Source organism: Pseudomonas sp. H3_E04, from assembly GCF_054668915.1.
The window spans coordinates 4,759,390-4,782,864 of the sequence record NZ_CP162797.1 but is presented as its reverse complement, the minus strand read 5'-3'; the positions used below and the strand labels follow the sequence as shown (position 1 = coordinate 4,782,864).

22 protein-coding genes and 1 pseudogene are annotated in these 23,475 nt (G+C 59.7%); 11 read left to right on the top strand and 12 right to left on the bottom strand.

Going from position 1 to position 23,475, the window contains the following annotated elements:
- Nucleotides 1-156: 156 nt before the first annotated feature.
- Nucleotides 157-1,977, bottom strand: coding sequence for a translational GTPase TypA (gene typA, locus AB4N53_RS21610; protein WP_016772102.1), 1,821 nt, complete (start codon nt 1,975-1,977; stop codon nt 157-159).
- A gap of 139 nt (nt 1,978-2,116) precedes the next feature.
- Nucleotides 2,117-3,571 (bottom strand): tRNA uracil 4-sulfurtransferase ThiI, encoded by a 1,455-nt coding sequence (gene thiI, locus AB4N53_RS21605; RefSeq protein WP_042608651.1) that lies wholly within the window; start codon nt 3,569-3,571, stop codon nt 2,117-2,119.
- A gap of 327 nt (nt 3,572-3,898) precedes the next feature.
- Here thiI and glnA point away from each other — a divergent pair, with 327 nt between their 5' ends.
- From glnA to ntrC, 5 genes are all read left to right on the top strand, one after another.
- Nucleotides 3,899-5,305: a type I glutamate--ammonia ligase gene (gene glnA, locus AB4N53_RS21600; protein ID WP_016772104.1), complete on the top strand. Its 1,407-nt coding sequence runs from the start codon at nt 3,899-3,901 to the stop codon at nt 5,303-5,305.
- A 277-nt stretch (nt 5,306-5,582) separates the two neighbouring features.
- A complete protein-coding gene (locus AB4N53_RS21595; protein WP_460123078.1) occupies nt 5,583-6,095 on the top strand; it encodes a DUF4124 domain-containing protein in 513 nt (170 codons plus the stop codon).
- Nucleotides 6,092-6,715 carry a DUF4124 domain-containing protein gene (locus AB4N53_RS21590; RefSeq protein ID WP_460123074.1) on the top strand — a complete coding sequence of 208 codons (624 nt, stop codon included), beginning with the start codon at nt 6,092-6,094 and terminating at the stop codon, nt 6,713-6,715. Before AB4N53_RS21595 ends, AB4N53_RS21590 begins: the two co-directional genes overlap by 4 nt.
- Nucleotides 6,716-6,945: 230 nt before the next feature.
- On the top strand, nt 6,946-8,031 hold the full coding sequence (glnL, locus tag AB4N53_RS21585) for a nitrogen regulation protein NR(II) (RefSeq protein ID WP_186552131.1): 1,086 nt from the start codon (nt 6,946-6,948) through the stop codon (nt 8,029-8,031).
- The gene (gene ntrC, locus AB4N53_RS21580) at nt 8,028-9,464 is read left to right on the top strand and encodes a nitrogen regulation protein NR(I) (RefSeq protein ID WP_460123071.1); all 1,437 of its coding nucleotides are present in this window, start codon (nt 8,028-8,030) and stop codon (nt 9,462-9,464) included. Before glnL ends, ntrC begins: the two co-directional genes overlap by 4 nt.
- An 886-nt stretch (nt 9,465-10,350) precedes the next feature.
- On the opposite strand, the gene AB4N53_RS21575 is transcribed toward ntrC, so the two are convergent.
- Nucleotides 10,351-10,791 (bottom strand): hypothetical protein, encoded by a 441-nt coding sequence (locus AB4N53_RS21575; RefSeq protein WP_460123068.1) that lies wholly within the window; start codon nt 10,789-10,791, stop codon nt 10,351-10,353.
- Here AB4N53_RS21575 and AB4N53_RS21570 point away from each other — a divergent pair.
- Entirely contained in the window at nt 10,790-11,245 is a 456-nt protein-coding gene (locus tag AB4N53_RS21570) for a tRNA (cytidine(34)-2'-O)-methyltransferase (protein WP_460123065.1), read from the top strand. The two genes, AB4N53_RS21575 and AB4N53_RS21570, sit on opposite strands and share 2 nt — an antisense overlap.
- 122 nt (nt 11,246-11,367) lie before the next feature.
- On the opposite strand, the gene secB is transcribed toward AB4N53_RS21570, so the two are convergent.
- The 3 genes from secB to AB4N53_RS21555 are packed head-to-tail and all read right to left on the bottom strand — an operon-like array spanning nt 11,368 to nt 12,580.
- Nucleotides 11,368-11,853 (bottom strand): protein-export chaperone SecB, encoded by a 486-nt coding sequence (secB, locus tag AB4N53_RS21565; protein ID WP_016772114.1) that lies wholly within the window; start codon nt 11,851-11,853, stop codon nt 11,368-11,370.
- Nucleotides 11,854-11,910: 57 nt separating this feature from the next.
- Nucleotides 11,911-12,165 carry a glutaredoxin 3 gene (gene grxC, locus AB4N53_RS21560; protein WP_130911997.1) on the bottom strand — a complete coding sequence of 85 codons (255 nt, stop codon included), beginning with the start codon at nt 12,163-12,165 and terminating at the stop codon, nt 11,911-11,913.
- 1 nt (nt 12,166) lies between these two features.
- Nucleotides 12,167-12,580 (bottom strand): rhodanese-like domain-containing protein, encoded by a 414-nt coding sequence (locus AB4N53_RS21555; protein WP_016772116.1) that lies wholly within the window; start codon nt 12,578-12,580, stop codon nt 12,167-12,169.
- Between the two features lie 153 nt (nt 12,581-12,733).
- Between AB4N53_RS21555 and gpmI the strand changes: the two genes are divergently transcribed.
- From gpmI to AB4N53_RS21530, 5 genes and pseudogenes are all read left to right on the top strand, one after another.
- Nucleotides 12,734-14,263: a 2,3-bisphosphoglycerate-independent phosphoglycerate mutase gene (gpmI, locus tag AB4N53_RS21550; RefSeq protein WP_460123061.1), complete on the top strand. Its 1,530-nt coding sequence runs from the start codon at nt 12,734-12,736 to the stop codon at nt 14,261-14,263.
- A 217-nt stretch (nt 14,264-14,480) separates the two neighbouring features.
- Nucleotides 14,481-15,766, top strand: a pseudogene (locus tag AB4N53_RS21545) (murein hydrolase activator EnvC family protein).
- Between the two features lie 31 nt (nt 15,767-15,797).
- A complete protein-coding gene (locus AB4N53_RS21540; RefSeq protein ID WP_460123058.1) occupies nt 15,798-17,117 on the top strand; it encodes a S41 family peptidase in 1,320 nt (439 codons plus the stop codon).
- A gap of 2 nt (nt 17,118-17,119) precedes the next feature.
- Nucleotides 17,120-17,896 carry a divergent polysaccharide deacetylase family protein gene (locus AB4N53_RS21535; RefSeq protein WP_460123055.1) on the top strand — a complete coding sequence of 259 codons (777 nt, stop codon included), beginning with the start codon at nt 17,120-17,122 and terminating at the stop codon, nt 17,894-17,896.
- Between the two features lie 115 nt (nt 17,897-18,011).
- Nucleotides 18,012-19,385, top strand: coding sequence for a Vps62-related protein (locus AB4N53_RS21530; protein ID WP_460123052.1), 1,374 nt, complete (start codon nt 18,012-18,014; stop codon nt 19,383-19,385).
- Here AB4N53_RS21530 and AB4N53_RS21525 read toward each other — a convergent pair.
- From AB4N53_RS21525 to hisB, 6 genes are all read right to left on the bottom strand, one after another.
- Nucleotides 19,366-20,121 (bottom strand): substrate-binding periplasmic protein, encoded by a 756-nt coding sequence (locus tag AB4N53_RS21525; protein ID WP_460123048.1) that lies wholly within the window; start codon nt 20,119-20,121, stop codon nt 19,366-19,368. The two genes, AB4N53_RS21530 and AB4N53_RS21525, sit on opposite strands and share 20 nt — an antisense overlap.
- Nucleotides 20,122-20,194: 73 nt before the next feature.
- Nucleotides 20,195-20,965, bottom strand: coding sequence for an imidazole glycerol phosphate synthase subunit HisF (gene hisF / locus AB4N53_RS21520; RefSeq protein ID WP_460123044.1), 771 nt, complete (start codon nt 20,963-20,965; stop codon nt 20,195-20,197).
- Between the two features lie 94 nt (nt 20,966-21,059).
- On the bottom strand, nt 21,060-21,809 hold the full coding sequence (gene hisA, locus AB4N53_RS21515; RefSeq protein ID WP_460123041.1) for a 1-(5-phosphoribosyl)-5-[(5-phosphoribosylamino)methylideneamino]imidazole-4-carboxamide isomerase: 750 nt from the start codon (nt 21,807-21,809) through the stop codon (nt 21,060-21,062).
- Between the two features lie 103 nt (nt 21,810-21,912).
- Nucleotides 21,913-22,173: a DUF2164 domain-containing protein gene (locus AB4N53_RS21510; RefSeq protein ID WP_011332018.1), complete on the bottom strand. Its 261-nt coding sequence runs from the start codon at nt 22,171-22,173 to the stop codon at nt 21,913-21,915.
- Nucleotides 22,174-22,812, bottom strand: coding sequence for an imidazole glycerol phosphate synthase subunit HisH (gene hisH, locus AB4N53_RS21505; protein WP_016772124.1), 639 nt, complete (start codon nt 22,810-22,812; stop codon nt 22,174-22,176).
- Nucleotides 22,812-23,405: an imidazoleglycerol-phosphate dehydratase HisB gene (hisB, locus tag AB4N53_RS21500; RefSeq protein WP_016772125.1), complete on the bottom strand. Its 594-nt coding sequence runs from the start codon at nt 23,403-23,405 to the stop codon at nt 22,812-22,814. The genes hisH and hisB overlap by 1 nt, the downstream gene beginning before the upstream one ends.
- Between the last annotated feature and the right edge of the window lie 70 nt (nt 23,406-23,475).

The following is a 23,475-nucleotide window of genomic DNA, read 5'->3' as shown; positions in this document are numbered from 1 at the left end:
AATAGAGATCAGTGAACACGGATTTTGTGTGCACCCGAAATCCCCTGTGGGCCGAGCCTGCTCGCGAAAGGGCCAACGCATACACTGCATAAACGCCAGACAAACAAAAACGCCCCCGGTCTCGCGACCGGGGGCGTTTTCTATTCCAGGGCTGAATTACGCCTTGGCTTTCTTGGCAGCGCGGGTACGCTCGCTTTCGTCGAGGATCTTCTTGCGAAGACGGATCGACTTAGGCGTAACTTCGCACAGCTCGTCTTCCTGGATGTATTCCAGAGCCTGTTCCAGGGTGAAGCGAACAGGTGGGACCAGAGCGATGGTTTCGTCTTTACCCGAAGCACGCATGTTGTCGAGCTTCTTGCCTTTGGTTGGGTTGACACCCAGGTCGTTGTCGCGGCTGTTCTGACCAACGATCTGACCGTTGTAGATCTCCTGGCCGTGTTCTACGAACAGCTTGCCACGAGCCTGCAGGGTTTCCAGCGAGTAGGTCAGAGCCTTGCCGGTTTCAACCGAAACCAGAACGCCGTTCTGACGGCCGGACATGTGGCCCGACTTCACTGGAGCGTAACGGTCGAAGATCGAGGTCAGGATGCCAGCACCGTTGGTCAGGGTCAGGAACTGGTTACGGAAACCGATCAGACCGCGAGCAGGGATGTTGTATTCCAGACGAACACGGCCCTTGCCATCCGGCACCATGTTGCTCAGGTCGCCCTTACGCAGCCCCATCTCTTCCATGACCTTGCCCTGCGATTCTTCAGGGATGTCGATGGTTACGTTTTCGAACGGTTCCTGCTTCACGCCGTCAACTTCACGGATGATCACTTCAGGACGGCCCAGGGCCAGCTCGAAGCCTTCGCGACGCATGGTTTCGATCAGTACCGAGAGGTGCAGCTCACCACGGCCGGACACCTTGAACTTGTCAGCCGAGTCGCCTTCTTCAACGCGCAGTGCAACGTTGTACAGCAGCTCTTTGTCCAGACGATCCTTGATGTTACGGGAGGTCACGAACTTGCCTTCTTTACCGCAGAATGGCGAGTCGTTTACCTGGAAGGTCATGGAAACGGTTGGCTCGTCAACGGTCAGCGGCTTCATCGCCTCGACGGTGTTGATATCGCACAGCGTGTCGGAGATGAACAGCTCGTCGAAGCCGCTGATGCAGACGATGTCGCCGGCTGCTGCTTCGTCAACGTCAATGCGGTGCAGACCGTGGTGACCCATCAGCTTCAGGATACGACCGTTGCGGCGCTTGCCGTCGGCGCTGATGGCGACAACCGGGGTGTTCGGCTTGACGCGACCACGAGCGATACGGCCAACACCGATAACACCCAGGAAGCTGTTGTAGTCCAGAGCGGAGATCTGCATCTGGAACGGACCGTCACGGTCAACGGCCGGAGGCGGAACGTGGTCGACTACTGCCTGGTACAGCGGAGTCATGTCTTCCGCCATGGCGGTGTGGTCCAGACCGGCAATACCGTTCAGGGCCGAAGCGTAAACAACCTGGAAGTCCAGTTGTTCTTCGGTAGCACCGAGGTTGTCGAACAGGTCGAAGATCTGGTCCAGAACCCAGTCCGGACGCGCGCCTGGACGGTCAACCTTGTTGATGACCACGATTGGACGCAGGCCGGCTTCGAAAGCCTTCTTGGTCACGAAACGGGTTTGCGGCATAGGGCCGTCTTGAGCGTCAACCAGCAGCAGAACGGAGTCGACCATCGACATTACGCGTTCAACTTCGCCGCCGAAGTCGGCGTGGCCCGGGGTGTCCACGATGTTGATGTGGTAGCCGTTCCAGTTGATGGCGGTGTTCTTCGCCAGAATGGTAATACCGCGCTCTTTTTCCTGGTCGTTGGAGTCCATCACGCGCTCGTCGTTGAGCTCGTTGCGCTCCAGGGTGCCGGATTGACGCAGGAGTTTGTCTACCAGGGTGGTTTTACCGTGGTCAACGTGGGCAATGATGGCGATGTTGCGTAGATTTTCGATCACTTGTGTATCTCGATCAGAGGATTCGGTTTGCTGACAAGTCATGGCAGCGATTAGCAGTAGTGTCCGGCATGGCCGTTACAGCTTGACGGCGGTGTCGGGGGGCCGGTGACGCAGGCCACAGGCAAACAGCCCCGGGCACTTAGCTCGGTCGATAAACGCGCACATTGGCATGCCCCTCACTGAGCAAATGGTGGGCATGCAGGCGACTCATCACGCCTTTGTCGCAATACAGCAGGTACTGGCGAGTAGGGTCCAGTTCCTTGAAACGTGCGTTCACTGCATAGAACGGCATCGTCTGTACCTCTATGCCAGCGAGCTCCAGCGGGTCATCCTCGGCGGCATCCGGGTGGCGGATGTCGATGACGATCTGACCGGCCAGCGCTTCGCTGACTTCTTCAATCTGCAAATCCTGGCCCAATTCGTCGATTACCCGATCGATCGGTACCAGTTTGGCGTTGGCGAGCGCACGCTCGAGCACTGCCATGTCGAATTCTTTCTCTTCGTGCTCAACCCGGCCACGCTTGGCGGCGGTCTTGGGGTTGACCGAAATCACGCCGCAATATTCCGGCATGTGCCGGGCGAAATCGGCGGTGCCGATCTCGTTGGCAGTGTCGATGATGTCCTGCTTGTGCGCGACGATCAGCGGACGCAGCACCAGCTTGTCGGTCACGCAGTCGATCACTGACAGGTTCGGCAGCGTCTGGCTCGATACCTGGGAGATCGCTTCACCGGTCACCAGTGCATCGATGTGCAGGCGTTCGGCGATCTCGGACGAGGCGCGCAACATCATACGCTTCAAAACCACGCCCATATGACTGTTATCGACTTTGCCGAGAATTTCGCCCAGCACTTCCTCAAACGGCACACTGACAAATAGCACGCGTTGCGAGCTGCCGTATTTCTTCCAGATGAAGTGCGCGACTTCCATCACGCCCAATTCGTGGGCACGCCCGCCGAGATTGAAGAAGCAGAAGTGCGCCATCAGGCCGCGACGCATGATCTGGTAAGCCGCCACGGTCGAATCGAAGCCGCCTGACATCAATACCAGCGTCTGCTCCAGCGCACCCAGCGGGTAGCCGCCGATGCCGTTGTGCTGGCTGTGAATCACGAACAACCGTTTGTCGCGAACTTCGATACGGACTTCGATTTCCGGCGCTTTAAGGTCGATTCCGGCTGCACCACACTCGCGACGCAGCTTGCTGCCGACGTATTTTTCCACGTCCATCGAGCTGAACGCATGCTTGCCCGCGCGCTTGCAGCGCACCGAGAAAATCTTCCCGGCCAGCGCGTCGCCGTAGTGCTGTTTGCACTTTTCGGTGATGTCGTCGAAGTCGCCCAGCGGGTACTCGTCGATCTGCAGAAAATGCGCGATGCCCGGCATGCAGGTCAGGCGCTCACCCATCTCTTTCAAGGCTTTGGGGTCGGTAACGCGGGTTTCCAGCTCGAGATTGTCCCACACGCCGTTCACCACCACGGCCGGGTCCAGGTCACGGAGCACGGTGCGGATGTTCTTGGCCAACTGGCGGATGAATTTCGTCCGGACAGGTCGGCTTTTGATGGTGATCTCGGGGAAGACTTTTACGATTAGTTTCATGAAAACAGCGCGCGAACGGCCAGCCGAAAAAGGGGGGCGCGGATTATAGCGGAAATTGCTCAAGGTTTAACCAGTTAATGTGCAGAAGGTTTTGCTTGCACCAAAACAGGTCATTTCTGAATTTAAACGCAACATTAAGGGGCGGGATTTGTCGATTCATAAGCTCGCGCACCTTAATAAGCGTGAATTTGGGGCAAAAAACCCATGCTGGGGCACTGGCATGCAATTTGCTCCCTTGTGAGGCAGGTTGCCTTGGCAGAGTATTCGCGCCGGCATCACCATTATTAAGGGCATCCACTACCCGCCCTAATTCACCCGGAGGACACTATGTCGAAGTCGGTTCAACTCATCAAAGATCATGACGTCAAGTGGATTGATCTGCGCTTCACGGACACCAAAGGCACTCAGCACCACGTGACCATGCCGGCTCGCGATGCGCTGGATGACGACTTCTTCGAAGTCGGCAAGATGTTCGACGGTTCCTCCATCTCCGGCTGGAAAGGCATCGAAGCCTCCGACATGATCCTGATGCCGGTCGACGAAACTGCCGTACTCGATCCGTTCACCGAAGACCCAACTCTGATTCTGGTCTGCGACATCATCGAGCCTTCGAGCATGCAAGGCTACGATCGCGACCCACGTGCGATCGCCAAGCGCGCCGAAGAGCACCTGAAAGCCACCGGTATCGGTGACACCGTATTCGCAGGCCCAGAGCCTGAGTTCTTCATCTTTGACTCGGTGAAATTCAAGTCGGACATCTCCGGCTCGATGTTCAAGATCTACTCCGAGCAAGGTTCGTGGATGTCCGACCAGGACATCGAAGGCGGCAACAAGGGTCACCGTCCAGGCGTGAAAGGCGGCTACTTCCCGGTTCCACCGTTCGACCACGACCACGAAATCCGTACCGCCATGTGCAACGCACTGGAAGAAATGGGTCAGTCGGTTGAAGTCCACCACCACGAAGTGGCAACTGCCGGCCAGAACGAAATCGGCGTCAAGTTCAACACCCTGGTGAAGAAAGCTGACGAAGTTCAGACCCTGAAGTACGTTGTGCACAACGTTGCCGACGCTTACGGCCGCACCGCGACCTTCATGCCGAAGCCACTGTACGGCGACAACGGTTCGGGCATGCACGTGCACATGTCGATCTGGAAAGACGGCAAGAACACCTTCGCAGGTGAAGGCTATGCCGGCCTGTCCGATACCGCTCTGTATTTCATCGGCGGCATCATCAAACACGGTAAGGCCCTGAACGGCTTCACCAACCCGGCGACCAACTCCTACAAGCGTCTGGTGCCAGGCTTTGAAGCGCCGGTAATGCTGGCCTACTCGGCGCGCAACCGTTCCGCTTCGATCCGTATTCCATACGTGTCGAGCCCGAAAGCCCGCCGTATCGAAGCACGCTTCCCGGATCCGGCTGCCAACCCGTACCTGGCTTTCGCAGCGCTGCTGATGGCCGGTCTGGACGGTATCCAGAACAAGATCCACCCAGGCGACGCCGCCGACAAGAACCTGTACGACCTGCCGCCTGAAGAGGCGAAAGAGATCCCACAGGTTTGCGGCAGCCTGAAAGAAGCCCTGGAAGAGCTGGACAAGGGCCGCGCGTTCCTGACCAAGGGCGGCGTGTTCTCCGACGACTTCATCGACGCTTACATCGCGCTGAAATCGGAAGAAGAAATCAAGGTTCGCACCTTCGTACACCCACTGGAATATGAGCTGTACTACAGCTGCTGATCCGGTAGCGCTGCGCAATTGGCGTGACTGAGAGAGGCCTTCTTCGGAAGGCCTTTTTTATTGCCCGACGCAACGCATTTCTCATGTGGGAGCGAGCCTGTTCGCGAAGGCGGTAGGTCATTGAAGGTGATGTTGGCTGATACGACGCCTTCGCGAGCAGGCTCGCTCCCACCGGGGATTTGTGGTGTTTGAATAATCTCTGGATGCTTCGCCAGTTGGGCCAACCGCCCCACCTGTCCTATGCTGCTACCCATCGCTTCCAACCCCGGTCGATTTCATGGGTCGCACGTTTCTCTACATTCTGCTGCTGATCGCCCTGCCCGCCGCCGCGCAGATCTACAAGTACACCGACGCCAACGGCAACACCGCGTACAGCAATCAGCCGCCGGACGGCGTGCAGGCGCAACCGGTCGAGTTGCCACCACTCAACCGGGTCGAGCCGCAAGCACCGAGTGCGCCACAAGCACCCACTGCAGAACAACCCCAACCACCGCGCAACGTTTACGACATCCTCGAGCTCGCCGGTCTGCCCACTGACGAAGCCCTGCGCGCCAACAACGGCACGTTCACGGTCAATGTTCTGATCAAACCGCGCCTGCAACCACCGCATCAATTAAGGCTACTGCTCGACGATCAGCCCTATGGCCAACCGAGTAACGTGCCGGTTCTGCAATTGATCAACGTCGATCGCGGCGAGCATCGCCTGGCCGTGCAAGTGATCGACGGCCAGACCGTCATCCAGCAGAGCCAGCCCGCCGTTTTCACTGTGCAACGCGTGCACACGCCATGATCCGCGCGGGGCTGGCACTCATTCTGGCGCTGATGGCGCTGCCCGCCGCGGCTGAGGTCTTCACTTATATCGACGCGCAGGGCAACCGCGTCTACACCGACCAACCACGCGCCAATGCCAAGCGAGTGCCGATCGCGACAAGCAATCGTATGGCTGTCCCTGCCAACACCGCAGCGCCGATCACCACAGCGAAAAAATCCGTCGAACCACCACCCTTTCATTACGACATGCTGCGCATTCTGATCCCGGAGCCCGATGCCACTTTGCGCAGCAGCGCCGGCGAGCTGATCGTCAGCGTTACCAGCGAGCCCGGCCTGCAAAGCGGCCATCGTTATCGCCTGTTGCTGGATGGCAAGGCCACGGGCGAGCCCGGCGTCAGTCCGGTATTTGCCCTGAGTAATATCGATCGCGGCAGCCACAGCCTTTCCATCGAAATCCTCGACGCCGCCGGGCGCACCGTGGAACGTACTGCCAACCAGCCGTTCCACATGCTGCGCATTTCCCTGGCGCAGAAGCGTCAGGTCAAACCCTGTGTCGCCGAAGATTACGGCGTGCGTGCGGAATGCCCGCGCAAGGACAAACCTGCAGAGCCGAAAAATCCCTTTCTGCGCTTCTTTTAACGCCCGCCAACCGCTCGCACTCTATTGGTGCACTAAACTGCAACCCGCCCGCAACCCAACCCATTTTGGTTCGAAACTTCCCGTTTGAGCTGGCTTCGTGCCATACAAACGCGCGTCAAACGCCTGTTTCAGGGTTTAAACGCTTCTTTTCGGAGCCTTGGTTTGGTTTTTGCATTTTCTCGACATCAGCGCTTTGTTCTCGCGCACGCCTTGCTCCAAAAGGGGTCCAGATGACCATAAGCGACGCTATTCACCGTTTGCTGCTCGACAACCTGACCACGGCGACCATCCTGCTCGACGCCGAACTGCGCCTGGAGTACATGAACCCGGCGGCGGAGATGCTGTTGGCTGTCAGCGGTCAGCGCAGTCACGGCCAGTTCATCAGTGAGCTGTTTACCGAGTCTCCCGAGGCGCTCAATTCTTTGCGCCAGGCGGTTGAGCAGGCGCACCCGTTCACCAAACGCGAAGCAATGCTCACCGCCCTCACCGGCCAGACCCTGACTGTGGATTACGCGGTCACACCGATTCTGAGCAACGGCGCGACCTTGCTACTGCTCGAAGTCCACCCGCGTGACCGCCTGCTGCGGATCACCAAGGAAGAGGCGCAGCTGTCCAAACAGGAAACCAGCAAGATGCTGGTGCGCGGCCTCGCCCACGAAATCAAGAATCCCCTCGGCGGCATCCGTGGTGCCGCGCAGTTGCTGGCCCGCGAGCTGCCGGAAGAAAGCCTGCGCGATTACACCAATGTGATCATCGAAGAAGCTGACCGCCTGCGCAATCTGGTCGATCGTATGCTCGGCTCGAACAAACTGCCGTCGCTGGCCATGTGCAACGTCCACGAAGTGCTTGAACGCGTCTGCCATCTGGTCGAAGCCGAAAGCCAGGGCTGCATCACTCTGGTGCGCGATTACGATCCGAGCATTCCCGACGTATTGATCGACCGCGAACAAATGATTCAGGCGGTGCTGAACATCGTGCGTAACGCGATGCAGGCGATCAGCAGCCAGAACGAGCTGCGTCTGGGCCGTATCAGCCTGCGCACCCGCGCCATGCGCCAGTTCACCATCGGCCACATCCGCCATCGTCTGGTGACCAAAATCGAGATCATCGACAACGGCCCGGGCATCCCGGCGGAACTGCAGGAAACCATTTTCTTTCCGATGGTCAGCGGCCGCCCCGACGGTACCGGGCTGGGCCTGGCCATTACCCAGAACATCATCAGTCAGCACCAGGGCCTGATCGAGTGTGAGAGCCATCCAGGCCACACCACCTTCTCGATCTTCCTGCCACTGGAACAAGGAGCCACATCGACATGAGCCGTAGTGAAACCGTGTGGATCGTCGATGACGACCGTTCTATCCGTTGGGTCCTGGAAAAGGCCTTGCAGCAGGAAGGCATGACCACCCAGAGCTTCGACAGCGCCGATGGCGTGATGAGTCGTCTGGCCCGGCAGCAGCCGGACGTGATCATTTCCGATATCCGCATGCCGGGCGCCAGTGGCCTGGATCTGCTGGCGCGGATTCGCGAACAGCATCCCCGGCTGCCGGTCATCATCATGACCGCCCACTCCGATCTGGACAGCGCTGTCGCCTCGTATCAGGGCGGTGCTTTCGAGTACCTGCCCAAACCGTTCGATGTCGACGAAGCCGTTTCGCTGGTCAAACGCGCCAATCAACATGCGCAGGAACAGCAAGGCCTGGAAGTTGTGCCAGCCTTGACCCGCACCCCGGAAATCATCGGCGAAGCGCCGGCGATGCAGGAAGTGTTTCGTGCCATCGGGCGCCTGAGCCACTCCAACATCACCGTGCTGATCAACGGCGAATCCGGTACCGGTAAAGAACTGGTCGCCCACGCCCTGCACCGCCACAGCCCACGCGCGGCTTCGCCGTTCATTGCGCTGAACATGGCGGCGATTCCCAAGGACCTGATGGAATCGGAACTGTTCGGCCACGAGAAAGGCGCATTCACCGGCGCCGCAAACCTGCGACGCGGGCGCTTCGAACAGGCCGACGGCGGAACCTTGTTTCTCGATGAAATCGGCGACATGCCGGCGGACACCCAGACGCGTCTGTTGCGCGTGCTGGCCGATGGCGAGTTCTATCGCGTCGGCGGTCATGTACCGGTCAAAGTGGATGTGCGCATCATCGCCGCCACCCACCAGAATCTCGAAACACTGGTCCACGCCGGTAAATTCCGCGAGGACTTGTTCCACCGTCTCAACGTGATCCGCATCCACATTCCACGCCTGTCGGATCGTCGCGAAGACATCCCGACCCTGGCCCGGCACTTCCTCAGCCGCGCCGCACAGGAACTGGCGGTCGAGCCCAAACTGCTGAAAAGCGAAACCGAGGAATACCTGAAAAACCTGCCGTGGCCGGGCAACGTGCGTCAGCTGGAAAACACCTGCCGCTGGATCACCGTGATGGCCTCCGGCCGTGAAGTGCACATCAGCGATTTGCCGCCAGAGCTGCTCAACCTGCCGCAGGATTCGGCGCCGGTAACCAACTGGGAACAGGCCCTGCGCCAGTGGGCCGATCAGGCCTTGGCCCGTGGCCAGTCGAGCCTGCTCGACAGCGCGGTGCCTGCGTTCGAGCGAATCATGATCGAGACGGCGTTGAAGCACACCGCCGGGCGCCGTCGTGATGCCGCCGTTTTGCTCGGCTGGGGGCGTAATACCCTGACGCGCAAGATCAAGGAGTTGGGGATGAAGGTTGATGGTGGGGATGATGATGAGGGGGAAGAGTGTTAGGTCTGCCGTTCTGCGCTGAACCCATTCGTCGAAGCTTTTTGGGCCAGCATGCACCGCATCAATGCACGATGACCCGGGATCGCGCAGACCCCGAATCCCATCGCCCTGTTTCAACGTGCTGAAAAATCCCGCTTCGAATAACTGAAAGCCCCGAATTCCGGGGCTTTCGCGTTTTCGAAGCGTTTTTTGTTTCAGCACATTAAAAACTGGCACGCCCCCTGCAATACCTATCTCAGGTGATTCGTTTCACCACCCGTTTCGGGGACCTTGGTACAGGCAGGCCGGGGATTCCCCTCTTTACATCGGGCTCAGACCGCAACGGATGAGCCCACCCTTTTGGGATCCTTGGTACAGGCAGGCCGGGGGTTCCCTCTTTACACCGGACTGACGCCGAACGCGAAGTCCAGGCTTTTGGGAACCCTGATACAGGCAGGTCAGGGATTCCCGCTTTTACACCGCCACTGCGCCCCAACGAATTACTCAAGCCGGGGGCGCTTGGGCCGGTGATGTAACGGCGAGTTCTGCCGCCCCCCGTCATATTTTCGAATGTCCGCTACCAGCCAATCCAGCATGTTCCCAGGACTTGGTTCAAATTCGACGATTGTGCTCAGCCACGCTCGCTCCACCGCATCCGCCTGACTGAAATTTTCCAGAACCCGCCAGACTCGACGCTGTAAAAGCGGCCGCTCAACATGAAATCCAGGCGTGCGACTCAGCGTCCGGACACCGTTCAGCATCGTACTCCAGGGCCCTTCGAAACTATCATCCTGCCCTTTGAACGTGAAAGCGGACGATAGCGCGCTGGCGGTGGCTGGGGGCCGGAAAGGTCAACGGCAGCGGTGGGAAATGCCGTTAAAAAACGTCAGAGGTAACGATGAGTTTCAGCTCATTGCTCTCGTAACCGAACTTCCAGCCGCCAGCGGTCATCGACCTCGCTGCCGATCCAGTCACCGCCCAACGGCCGCGCCGCCAGCACCGTCAGCAACAACCCGCCGTCACTCTTGCGCGTGCGCCAGTTCACATCCCTGCCGTCGAGCTTGAGCTGGCCCTTTTGCGGCCGACCTTGCGCCTGAAACAGCAATGCGATGGTGCCGTCGATGATCTCGCCGTGCAGTTTCGGCTCATTGTTGAACCACACCACCAAACCGCCGTCGGTAACCTCGACCCGCTCCAGCACGCTCGGCTCCGGCGTGGTCAGGCGACCGATCATCAAGCCGATCATCAAGCCGACGATGGCCAGCGAACCGATGACTCGAGGGAATAGTTTCGAACGGTTGTCCACAGGCGGCGTAGAATGCCGCTCATCTTTACCTTCGGAGCCGTGCATGTTTCACGTCATCCTTTTTCAACCAGAAATTCCGCCGAACACCGGCAACGTTATCAGGCTGTGCGCCAACAGTGGCTGCCACCTGCATTTGATCGAACCGCTGGGTTTCGAGATGGACGACAAGCGCTTGCGCCGCGCCGGTCTCGATTACCACGAATATGCCACGCTGCAGCGTCATGCTGATCTGGCCAGTTGTCTTGAGAGTCTGGGCAACCCGCGCGTATTCGCCTTCACTACCAAAGGCTCACGACCGTTTCATGATGCCGCATTCTTGCCAGGCGACGCGTTTCTGTTCGGCCCGGAAAGCCGTGGCCTGCCAGCGGACGTGCTCGACGCCCTGCCTGGCGAACAGCGCCTGCGCCTGCCGATGCGCGAAGGCTGCCGCAGCCTGAATCTGTCCAACACCGTGGCGGTCGCCGTGTACGAAGCGTGGCGGCAGAACGACTTCAAGTAACGCCGCAAGCAAATGTGGGAGCGAGCCTGCTCGCGATTACGGAGTGTCAGTCAACATTGATGTGTCTGACAGACCGCTTTCGCGAGCAGGCTCGCTCCCACATGGGGTCTTGCTGAACCGTCTTACTGAACGGTCGGGGTCTCGCCGCTTTCCTGCATGCGCTGCAGCTCTTGCGCGTACAGGGCGTCGAAGTTCACCGGGGCCAGCATCAGCGCCGGGAACGAGCCACGGGTGACCAGGCTGTCCAGGGTTTCGCGAGCGTACGGGAACAGGATGTTCGGGCAGAACGCACCCAAGGTGTGGCTCATCGAAGCCGCGTCCAGATTCTTGATCAGGAAGATACCGGCCTGTTGCACTTCAGCGATGAAGGCCACTTCTTCACCGTTTTTCACGGTAACGGAAAGAGTCAGCACCACTTCGTAGAAATCGCCTTCCAGCGCTTTCTGACGGGTGTTCAGATCCAGACCGACCGCCGGATCCCACTGCTGGCGGAAGATCGCCGGGCTTTTCGGGGCTTCGAAGGACAGGTCGCGTACATAGATGCGCTGCAAGGAGAATTGCGGTGCGGTTTCTTCTTCGCTGGCTGCAGTGTTCTGTTGGTCAGTCATCTCAGATCCTTATCGATCTTGGGTCTTTTAGGGAGTGCTGTACGTGGGTGCAGCCGTTCAGCCCTTGAGCAGCGCGTCGAGTTTGCCGGCGCGCTCCAGGGCATATAAATCATCACAACCGCCGATGTGTTTGCTGCCGATCCAGATCTGCGGCACGGACGTACGCCCGGCCTTCTTGGTCATTTCGGCGCGCAACTGCGGCTTGCCATCGACCTTGATCTCTTCGAAGGCCACGCCTTTGCTGGCGAGCAGATGCTTGGCGCGCGAGCAGTAGGGGCAGTAATCGCTGGAGTAGACGATGACTTCGCTCATGTCATTTCACCAACGGCAGGTTGTCGCCCTTCCAGCTGGAAATCCCGCCGGACAGCTTGGCGGCGGTGAAGCCGGACTTCATCAGTTCGCGGGCGTGGGTGCCGGCGGTCTGACCGAGGGCATCGACCAGAATGATGGTCTTGGCCTTGTGCTTTTCCAGCTCGCCGACGCGGGCAGCCAGTTTGTCTTGCGGGATGTTCACCGCGCCGACGATGTGGCCTGCGGCATAATCCTTGGCCGGACGGATGTCCACCACCACGCCTGCATCTTTATTGACCAGTGCGGTCAGCTCGCCGGTGCTCAGGCTCTTGCCGCCGCCCTGCATCGTGTGCGCCAGCAACAGAGCCAGCAGTACGACGAAGATACCGACAAGAATGTAGTGGTTAGTGGCAAATTCAATCAGGTGAGCAACCATCGAAGGAGGTTCCAGGGCGTTAAAATGTCGGCCAGTATACACAGCCACTATGGTCGGCCAAACCCCGTCCGGCGGTGACGCGGTCGGAACTTCGCTTTAAACTCCAACTCCGTTTTCCATCGCCCTCTTCTTTATCAGCCACGAGTGGATTCCATGACGACTACGCCCAAACCTTTGGTCCTGATGATTCTCGACGGCTTCGGTCACAGCGACAGCCCCGAATCCAATGCCGTGTTCGCGGCGAAGAAACCTGTGCTGGATCGTCTGTGGGCTACCGTGCCGAACGGCTTGATTTCGGGCAGCGGCATGGACGTCGGCCTGCCGGACGGCCAGATGGGCAACTCCGAAGTCGGCCATATGAACCTCGGCGCCGGGCGCGTGGTGTATCAGGACTTCACCCGTGTGACCAAAGCGATCCGCGACGGCGAATTCTTCGAAAACCCGACCATCTGCGCCGCTGTGGATAAAGCCGTGGCCGCCGGCAAAGCCGTGCACTTTATGGGCCTGCTGTCCGATGGCGGCGTGCACAGCCACCAGGATCACCTGATCGCCATGGCTGAACTGGCCTTCAAGCGCGGCGCCGAAAAAATCTATCTGCACGCCTTCCTCGATGGCCGCGACACGCCGCCGAAAAGCGCTGCTTCGTCGATCGAACTGCTCGACGCGACTTTCCAGGCCTTGGGCAAAGGCCGGATCGCCAGCATCATCGGCCGTTATTTCGCCATGGACCGTGACAACCGCTGGGATCGCGTCGCCCAGGCCTACAACCTGATCGTCGACGGCAACGGCGAATTCAACGCCGCCACCGCTCAGGAAGGCCTCGAAGCCGCCTATGCCCGTGGCGAAAGCGACGAGTTCGTCAAAGCCACCTCCATCGGTGAGCCGGTGAAGGTCGAAGACGGCGACGCCGTGGTGTTCATGAACTTCCGTGCCGACCGCGCCCGCGAGCTGACCCGGGTGTTCGTCGAAGACGATTTCAAGGAATTCGAGCGTGCCCGCCAGCCGCAACTGGCCGGTTTCGTCATGCTGACCCAGTACGCCGCAAGCATTCCGGCACCGTCGGCCTTCGCCGCCGGCAGCCTGGAAAACGTTCTCGGTGATTACCTGGCGAAAAACGGCAAGACTCAACTGCGCATCGCTGAAACCGAAAAATACGCCCACGTGACCTTCTTCTTTTCCGGCGGCCGCGAAGAACCGTTCCCGGGCGAAGAGCGCATCCTGATCCCGTCGCCGAAAGTCGCTACTTATGACTTGCAGCCGGAAATGAGCGCCCCGGAAGTCACCGACCGCATCGTCGACGCTATTGAAAACCAGCGCTACGACGTGATCGTGGTCAACTACGCCAACGGCGACATGGTCGGCCACAGCGGTGTGTTCGATGCGGCGGTCAAAGCGGTCGAGTGCCTGGACACCTGCGTCGGTCGCATCGTCGAGGCGCTGGAAAAAGTCGGCGGCGAAGCACTGATCACGGCTGACCACGGCAACGTCGAGCAAATGGCTGACGAATCCACCGGCCAGGCGCACACCGCGCACACCACCGAGCCGGTGCCGTTCATCTACGTCGGCAAGCGCGACCTGAAAGTGCGCGAAGGCGGTGTACTGGCTGACGTGGCACCGACCATGCTGATGTTGCTGGGTCTGGAAAAACCGGCGGAGATGACCGGTACCTCCATCCTGGTGTAAACCACACCTAACCTTGTGGGAGCGAGCCTGCTCGCGAATACGGTGGATCAGTCGACAGCGATGTCGCCTGACACACTGCTTTCGCGAGCAGGCTCGCTCCCACATTGGTTTTGGGGTGTTTTTCAGGCCAGTTATCACACAGCCCCAATTGGGCGTTTTTTTTGCAGCCTCGGGCGGGCATACTAGGCCGTCCCTTACCCTGGTGCCGCCCGCCCCTATGCTTCGCGTCCTGATCGCCCTTGCTCTGACCTGTCTGCTCCAGCCGGCCTTCGCCGACGAGCGCGCGCAAACCCAACAGCAGTTGGAGGCCACGCGTCAGGATATCGCCGAGCTGAAAAAGCTTCTGGGCAAGCTGCAGGAAGAAAAGTCCGGCGTGCAGAAAGAGCTCAAGGGCACTGAAACCGAGATGGGCAAGCTGCAGAAGCAGGTCGACGCCCTGCAGAAAGAACTGCAGAAGAGCGAATCCGAGCTACAGCGGCTCGATGCAGAGAAAAAAAACTCCAGAGCGCGCGCACTGAACAGCAGCGACTGATCGCCATTCAGGCCCGAGCGGCCTACCAGAACGGCCGCCAGGAATACCTCAAGCTGCTGCTCAACCAGCAGAATCCCGAGAAATTCGCCCGTACCCTCACCTATTACGACTACCTGAGCCAGGCACGCCTGGAGCAGTTGAAGAACTTCAACGAAACCCTGCGCCAACTGGCCAATGTCGAAAAAGACATCGGTCTGCAGCAGGCGCAGTTGCTGGTACAGAAAAGCGACCTCGACACTCAGCGCGAAGCACTCGAGAAGGTCCGCAAGGAACGCCAGCAGGTTCTCGCCAGACTCAATGACGACGTGAAAGCCCGCGACCAGAAACTCGCCGCCCGCGAGCAGGATCAGGCAGACCTGTCTAAAGTCCTTAAAACCATCGAAGAAACCCTGGCCCGACAGGCTCGTGAGGCAGAAGAAGCGCGGCAGAAAGCGCTGATCGCCCAGCAGGAAGCGGAAAAAAAGCGTTTGCGTGAGGCGCAGGCTGACAGCAGCGACGCCCCACGAAAACCCGCCAGATCAAGCCCCGGCGCGCTGGTATCGAGCAGCGGCGAAACGTTTGGCGGGCCATTTGCTGCAACCCGGGGAAAACTTCCGTGGCCGGTTGATGGTCGATTACTCGCACGCTTCGGTGAAAGCCGTGGCGACGACGCCCGCACCAAGTGGGATGGCGTGATGATCAGCGCCTCCGCCGGCAGCCAGGTGCACGCCGTACACGGTGGGCGCGTGGTGTTCGCCGACTGGCTGCGCGGTGCCGGTTTGCTGGTGATTCTTGATCACGGCAACGGTTTTCTGAGTCTTTACGGCCACAACCAGACGCTGCTCAAGTCGGCGGGTGATGTGGTCAAGGCGGGCGAGTCGATTTCCACTGTCGGTAACAGTGGCGGTCAGGACACGCCAGCGCTGTATTTCGCAATTCGTCAGCAGGGTCACCCGAGTGATCCGGCGCAATGGTGTCGTGCGCAAGGATAAGCGCACCATCTAATTCAGGAGTTCGTTCGACATGCTGCATTTGTCCCGCCTTACCTCGCTGGCCCTGACGATCGCTGTGGTGATCGGCGCGCCTCTGGCGTTCGCCGCACAACCGGCCCCGACCGTCGCTCCGGCAGGCACTGCCGCGACCGCCAAGGCGCCGTTGCCGCTGGAAGAGCTGCGCACCTTCGCTGAGGTCATGGACCGGATCAAAGCCGCGTACGTTGAACCTGTGGACGACAAGACCCTGCTGGAAAACGCGATCAAGGGCATGCTCAGCAACCTCGATCCGCATTCGGCCTACCTCGGCCCGGAAGATTTCACCGAGCTGCAGGAAAGCACCAGCGGCGAGTTCGGTGGCCTGGGTATCGAAGTCGGCGCCGAAGACGGCTTCATCAAAGTCGTCTCGCCGATCGATGACACGCCAGCGTCGAAGGCCGGCATTCAGGCCGGTGACTTCATCGTCAAGATCAACGGTCAGCCAACCCGCGGCCAGACCATGACCGAAGCCGTCGACAAGATGCGCGGCAAGATCGGCCAGAAAATCACCCTGACCCTGGTTCGCGATGGCGGCACGCCGTTCGACGTGACCCTGGCCCGTGCAGTGATTCAGGTCAAAAGCGTCAAGGCGCAACTGCTGGAATCGGGCTACGGCTATATCCGCATCACCCAGTTCCAGGTCAAGACCGGCGAGGAAGTCTCCAAGGCTCTGGCCAAGTTGCGCAAGGACAACGGCAAGAAGCTCAACGGCATCATTCTCGACCTGCGCAACAACCCGGGCGGCGTGCTGCAATCGGCGGTAGAAGTGGTCGACCATTTCATCACCAAAGGTCTGATCGTCTACACCAAGGGCCGTATTGCCAATTCCGAGTTGCGCTTCTCCGCTACCGGCAAGGACGAAAGCGAAGCGGTGCCGATGGTCGTGCTGATCAACGGTGGCAGTGCCTCGGCTTCGGAGATCGTCGCCGGCGCTCTGCAGGACCAGAAACGCGCCGTGGTCATGGGCACCACCAGTTTCGGCAAGGGCTCGGTGCAGACCGTGCTGCCGCTGAACAACGACCGCGCGCTGAAGATCACCACCGCCCTGTACTTCACGCCGAACGGCCGCTCGATCCAGGCTCAGGGCATCGTGCCGGACATCGAAGTGCGCCGCGCCAAGATCACCAACGAAGCCGACAGCGAATACTTCAAGGAAGCCGATCTGCAAGGTCACTTGGGCAACGGCAACGGCGGCGCCGACAAACCGAGTGGTTCCGGCGGCAAGGCCAAAGCGATGCCACAGGATGACGATTACCAGTTGGCCCAGGCCCTGAGCCTGCTCAAAGGCCTGAGCATCACTTCCGGCCGCTGAGGATGTTGCTGCGTTCACTTTGCGTTCTGTTGTGCTGTCTGGCGGGTTTTGCCCAAGCAGAGCCCGCCAGCTCCACGCCGCACAAAGCCTACCTGACATTGATCATCGACGACCTGGGGCAGAACCTGCCCCGGGATCGTCGCGTGCTCGCCCTGCCTGGCCCGGTCACGGCAGCGATCATGCCCGACACCCCGCACGCCAGCGAATTTGCCCGCGAAGCCCATCGCGCCGGCAAGATCGTCATCCTGCACATGCCCATGGACCCGGCCACCGGACCTTACGCCTGGCACCCCGAACTGCCAATCGAAGAGCTGCAGAAACGCCTGAATGCCGCGTTCGAGAAAGTCCCGTTCACCGCCGGCATCAACAATCACATGGGTAGCCGCATGACCGCGCAGCCGGCGGCGATGGCGTGGTTGATGGCTGAGTTGCAGCGTCGGCACAAGTTCTTCGTCGACAGCCGCACCAGTGCTCAAACGGTCGCTGCGCAGCAGGCGCAGAAAATCGACCTGGCCAGCGTTTCCCGAGATGTGTTTCTCGATGACGAACGCACCGAAGCAGCCATTGCCACTCAGTTGCAGACCGCGATCGCCCTGGCGCACAAACAGGGTTCAGCGGTGATGATCGGCCATCCGTACCCGCAGACCCTGGCGGTGCTCGAGCGCGAGCTGCCCAGGCTGAAGGCGCAAGGCATCGACTGGATCGATATCAGGCAGATGATCAGCGTACGCAGTAATCGCGCGATGGCTGGGCATGGCAAGGACGGCATTTACCGGTAACAACTGGTCACGGTGCAATACATAGTTACCACCACGCACCCTACCCCGTTCCGGATAGTGAGACCTGCTACAGGTCGCGGCTCCTTCGAGCCGCTTTCAACTATCAGGAGTGCCCATGACGAACAATGCCCCGATCATCCCGCCCATAGGGCGAACTGAACCGATCCGAATCGATAACCTGTTGATCAATTTCACAACAGAGTTTCTGCGCATCTGGGATACCGACGGTCTTTCGGCCAAACCGGCGTCGTTCTGGCGCCCGACCCCCGCTCCCGACGCGCTGCCCGGTTATTTCCCCTTGGGCGATGTCGTCACCAGGGGCTTGGGCAATATCAATGGCGAACGCGTGGTGGCGGTGGCTTGCGAAGCGGACATTGCCAGCACTGATCCCACGAAAGGCAGAGCACTGCGGCGTCCCGATGATTACGAGCTGGTCTGGAAAGATTCCGGCTCAGGCTCGAAAAGAGATCTGTCGATCTGGCGACCCCTGCCTCCCGCAGGCTATGTGGCGCTGGGATCGGTGTGCTCGAATGATCATGAAAAGCCGTCGCTTAACGCGGTGCGCTGCGTTCGCGCAGATCTGGTGATCGCGTCCAATTCCAGCGAGCTGATCTGGGACGACAAAGGCAGCAAAGCCCGGCAGCGCGTGAGTAGCTGGAGTGCCGTTCCTCCCGCAGCTTTATCTGGTGAGGTCTACTTGGCATCAGGCAGTTTTTTCAGCTTGAGTGACTACTCCAGACCGGCCAGCTTCCCTGTCTACTGTTTGCGTCTGCGGATTGGCCTGGAGCTGTACACACGCCCATCGCCACCTGTGCTGTGCGGGGAAACGCCGACATCTGTCGATCCTACGGACGATGCTACTCACACGGCCATACTCCCTTGGTTCACGGTCAGGGATCCGCGTTACACCGTCACCGAGCAGTGGCGCCACTCGCCCTTCTACCTGTTGGAGCGCAAGGATCGGTATGTGCTCGTCGGTCACGCACACAACAGTGGCAACGACAGCCAGATATTCAGGTGGACTGCGCCTCGCGCTCAGCGCAATGCCGGTTTGCGGACTTTCACCCAGACGACTTCCGTCGAATTCGGCGCCCAATGGCAAGCCGGGCAGCACAGCGCGCTGATGTTTTCCGCACGGCTGGGCCATGATTTCACCCAATGCGAACTGCATTCGAATGACTGGCTCAATGCGGCGGCAATTGAAGTGGTTGCGGTGGTGGACAAAAATCGTTCCGTGGCGGCCTATCTGGTGCAGAGCGACTACCGCCTGGTGCGCGCAGACAGCACCACAGTGACGGAGGGCTTCAGCTACACCGATGGCAATAGCCTGCACATCAGCCAGTACACGCCAAGCGAGCCTGAAATCATCGTCGCATCGGAGCCGGAGGCGGTCGAAGATCAGACTGTGCTTGCGTCTCTGACCAATGACGACATCAGCGCCCCGCTGCCAGAGCCAGACGAGTCAACCGCTACAGATAGCGCGCCATGATTTCATCGACCACGCCTTCTTTGCGCAACTGATCCAGCGCGGTCTGAAGCTTGTTGACCACGTCATCGGAAACGTCCTTGTTCAGCGCCAGGTACAACTCGGCGCTGTTGAAGCGCAGCACGGTCTTCAGGCCGGTCACGCCATCCTGCCGCGCCAGATAACGGCCGGCAGGATCACCGGTGGCCCACAGATCGATCTGGCCATTGAGCAGTTTTTTTGCGTTGTCCTGATCGCGCAGCACCACCACCGGCTTGAGCCCCTGTTTGGTCAGTGTCTCGGCAATCGCATCTCCCTTGTAGGCACCGATCTTGTACTTGCGCGCGTCATTGAGGGTTTCGAGGGTGATCTTGCTGTCCGCCTTGGCCAGCAGGATCCAGTCGTCCGGGCCGATCGGGCCGACCCATTTGAACAGTCTTTCGCGATCGGGCAGGCGCGCCATGACGAAGGCGCCGTAACCGGGATTTTCCAGGGCGAGTTTGTAGACTCGCTCCCAAGGGAAACGCAGGGTCAGGCTGTACGTGAGGCCGGCGCGCTGGAACATCTCGCGGACGATGTCGGTGGCAATACCGTTGATGTTGTCGCCCTGGGCGAAATTCTTGCCGTTCTTCGCCATGTTGTACGGCGGGAAGTTTTCGGTGAGCAGCACCAGATCGGTGTCGGGACCGTTTTCGGCGCGAGCATTGCTGATCAACAACAATGAGGCGCTGGCGAGAACAACAAGCAGGCGTTTGATCATGTCTGGCTACCGGAATCCATGGCGTGCCCAAGAGTGCCTTGGGCGCGCCATGCTGTCCACTGGCCTGTACGCTTTAGCGCATGACGATGCCGCGATGCGACATGTAGGCCTTGGCTTCCTGCACGGTGTATTCGCCGAAGTGAAAAATACTCGCCGCCAGCACAGCGCTGGCATGGCCTTCGAGAATGCCATCGGCCAGATGCTGAAGATTGCCCACGCCACCGGAAGCGATCACCGGAATGCCCAGCGCATCACTGATGGCGCGGGTCACGCCGAGGTCGAAGCCGCTTTTCATACCGTCCTGATCCATGCTGGTCAGGAGGATTTCGCCGGCACCGAGGCCTTCCATTTTCTTCGCCCACTCGACTGCATCGAGGCCGGTCGGCTTGCGCCCGCCGTGGGTGAAGATTTCCCAGCGCGGCGTTTCGCCGGGGCCGGAAACCTTCTTGGCGTCGATGGCGACGACGATGCACTGCGAACCGAAATGCTGCGCGGCTTCACCGACAAACTCCGGATTGAACACGGCAGCGGTATTGATCGACACCTTGTCCGCGCCGGCATTGAGCAGGTTGCGGATGTCCTGCACGGTGCGCACGCCACCGCCGACGGTCAGCGGGATGAACACCTGACTGGCCATGCGCTCGACGGTATGCAGCGTGGTATCGCGGCCATCGACGCTAGCGGTGATGTCGAGAAAGGTAATTTCGTCGGCACCCTGCTCGTCGTAGCGACGGGCGATTTCCACCGGGTCACCGGCGTCGCGGATGTTCTCGAACTTCACGCCCTTGACCACCCGGCCGTTGTCCACGTCCAGGCAAGGGATGATGCGCTTGGCTAACGCCATAAGGCTTAATCTCCGATTAAGAGTTGCAAGCTTCAAGCTACTAGCTGCAGGAAAGAGCCGATCGCGGTCGAGTTTCTAACTTGCAGCTTGCAGCTTACAACTTGGAGCTGGCCGCGTAGCCATCACAAAAAGCTTGAGCATCTGCAACATCCAAAGTGCCCTCATAGATCGCGCGGCCCGTGATCGCGCCGATGATGCCCGGTGCCTTGGCGTCGAGCAGCGACTTGATGTCACCCAGATTGTGGATGCCGCCGGAAGCGATCACCGGAATCTTCGTCGCAGCGGCCAGAGCAGCGGTGAACGGCACGTTGCAGCCCTGCATCATGCCGTCTTTGGCGATGTCGGTATAAACGATCGACGACACGCCGTCGGCTTCGAACTGCTTGGCCAGATCGATCACCTGTACGGTGCTGATTTCAGCCCAGCCATCGGTGGCGACGAAACCGTCTTTGGCATCCAGACCGACGATGATCTTGCCCGGGAATGCGCGGCAGGCCTCAGCGACGAACGCCGGATCCTTGACCGCTTTGGTGCCGATGATCACGTAGCTGACGCCCGCCTTGACGTAATGCTCGATGGTTTCCAGCGAACGGATGCCGCCACCGATCTGAATCGGCAGGCTCGGGTAGCGCTTGGCGATCGCGGTGACCACTTCGCCGTTGACCGGCTGGCCTTCGAACGCGCCGTTGAGGTCGACCAGATGCAGACGACGGCAACCGCCCTCCACCCACTTGGCAGCCATGCTCACCGGGTCATCGGAGAACACCGTGGAATCTTCCATGCGGCCCTGGCGCAGACGTACGCAGGCACCGTCCTTGAGATCGATAGCGGGGATAATCAGCATGCTTTTTCCTTCGTCAAAAGAGCGGCAAGCTGCAAGCCATAAGCTGCAAGCGCGCACGCGCGTCTATCTCTTGCAGCTTGCAGCTTGACGCTTGCCGCTGCTCTTAATTTTTTTCGAGCGCCCACAGGTCGCTTTCGATGCTTTCAAACCGTTCCTTGAGGTGGGTCTGCACATCGAAAATCGCCCTGTTGTAATAGTGCGGAGCAATCTCGCGGGTAAACAGCTCAAGAATTTCCGCCGCTTCGAATGAACCCAGATCCAGTTCGAAACGGTCTTCCATGAACCGCTGAATCTTGCGATTTGCCTCGCTCTCCTGCTCGGGAGTGAGGGTCAGAATAGGCGGCTTGGACTTCTTGACAGCCATTTACCAGCGACCGTCCCACGCAGCGAAGTTCTGCAGCAGTTGCAGGCCATGGGTATGGCTTTTCTCCGGGTGGAATTGCACGGCGAAACGCGAGCCATCGGCCAGCGCTGCGGCGAAATCGACACCGTAATGACCGCTGCCCACCACCTGACGCGCATTGGCGGCGGCGATGTAGTAGCTGTGCACGAAGTAGAAACGCGCCAGATCCGGGATGTCATGCCACAACGGGTGACTGATGTTCTGCTTCACCTCGTTCCAGCCCATGTGCGGGACCTTCAGGTGCTCGCCGTCTTCGTGCAGATCCTTGCCGAAGAACTTCACCGCGCCCGGAAACAGGCCGATGCAGTCGACGCCGGCGTTCTCTTCGCTGGTATCGAGCAAGGCTTGCATGCCGACGCAGATGCCGAGGAACGGCCGATCCTGGCTGACCTCACGGACCAGCGAGTCGAAACCGAGGCGACGGATCTCCGCCATGCAATCGCGAATCGCGCCAACGCCGGGGAATACCACGCGGTCGGCCTCCCGAATCACGTTCGCGTCGCTGGTAATCAGCACCTTGCCGGCGCCGACGTGCTCGAGAGCCTTGGCCACCGAGTGCAGATTGCCCATGCCGTAGTCGATAACTGCAACCGTCTGCATTACAGAACGCCTTTGGTCGATGGCATTTGCCCGGCCATGCGCTCGTCCAGCTCGACGGCCATGCGCAGCGCGCGGCCGAAAGCCTTGAACACGGTTTCGATCTGGTGGTGAGTGTTGGTGCCGCGCAGGTTATCGATGTGCACGCTGACCAGCGCGTGGTTGACGAAGCCCTGGAAGAATTCCTGGAACAGGTCAACGTCGAAACCGCCGACGGTGGCGCGGGTGTACGGCACGTGCATCTGCAAGCCTGGACGACCGGAGAAATCGATCACCACGCGCGACAGCGCCTCATCGAGCGGCACGTAGGCATGGCCGTAGCGACGGATGCCTTTTTTGTCGCCGATGGCTTTGGCGAAGGCCTGGCCGAGGGTGATACCGACGTCTTCCACCGTATGGTGGTCGTCGATATGCAGATCGCCCTTGCATTCGATATCCAGGTCGATCAACCCGTGACGGGCGATCTGATCCAGCATGTGCTCAAGAAAAGGTACACCGATATCAAATCGGGCCTTTCCGGTGCCATCAAGGTTGATCGAGGCTTTGATCTGGGTTTCCAGAGTGTCGCGCTCGACAGACGCCTTACGTTCGGCCATCACCAGCTCCGCAAAATCATTGGGCGAAAAAGGCAGCCATTATAGGCACGCAGAAGGCAAACAGAAACAC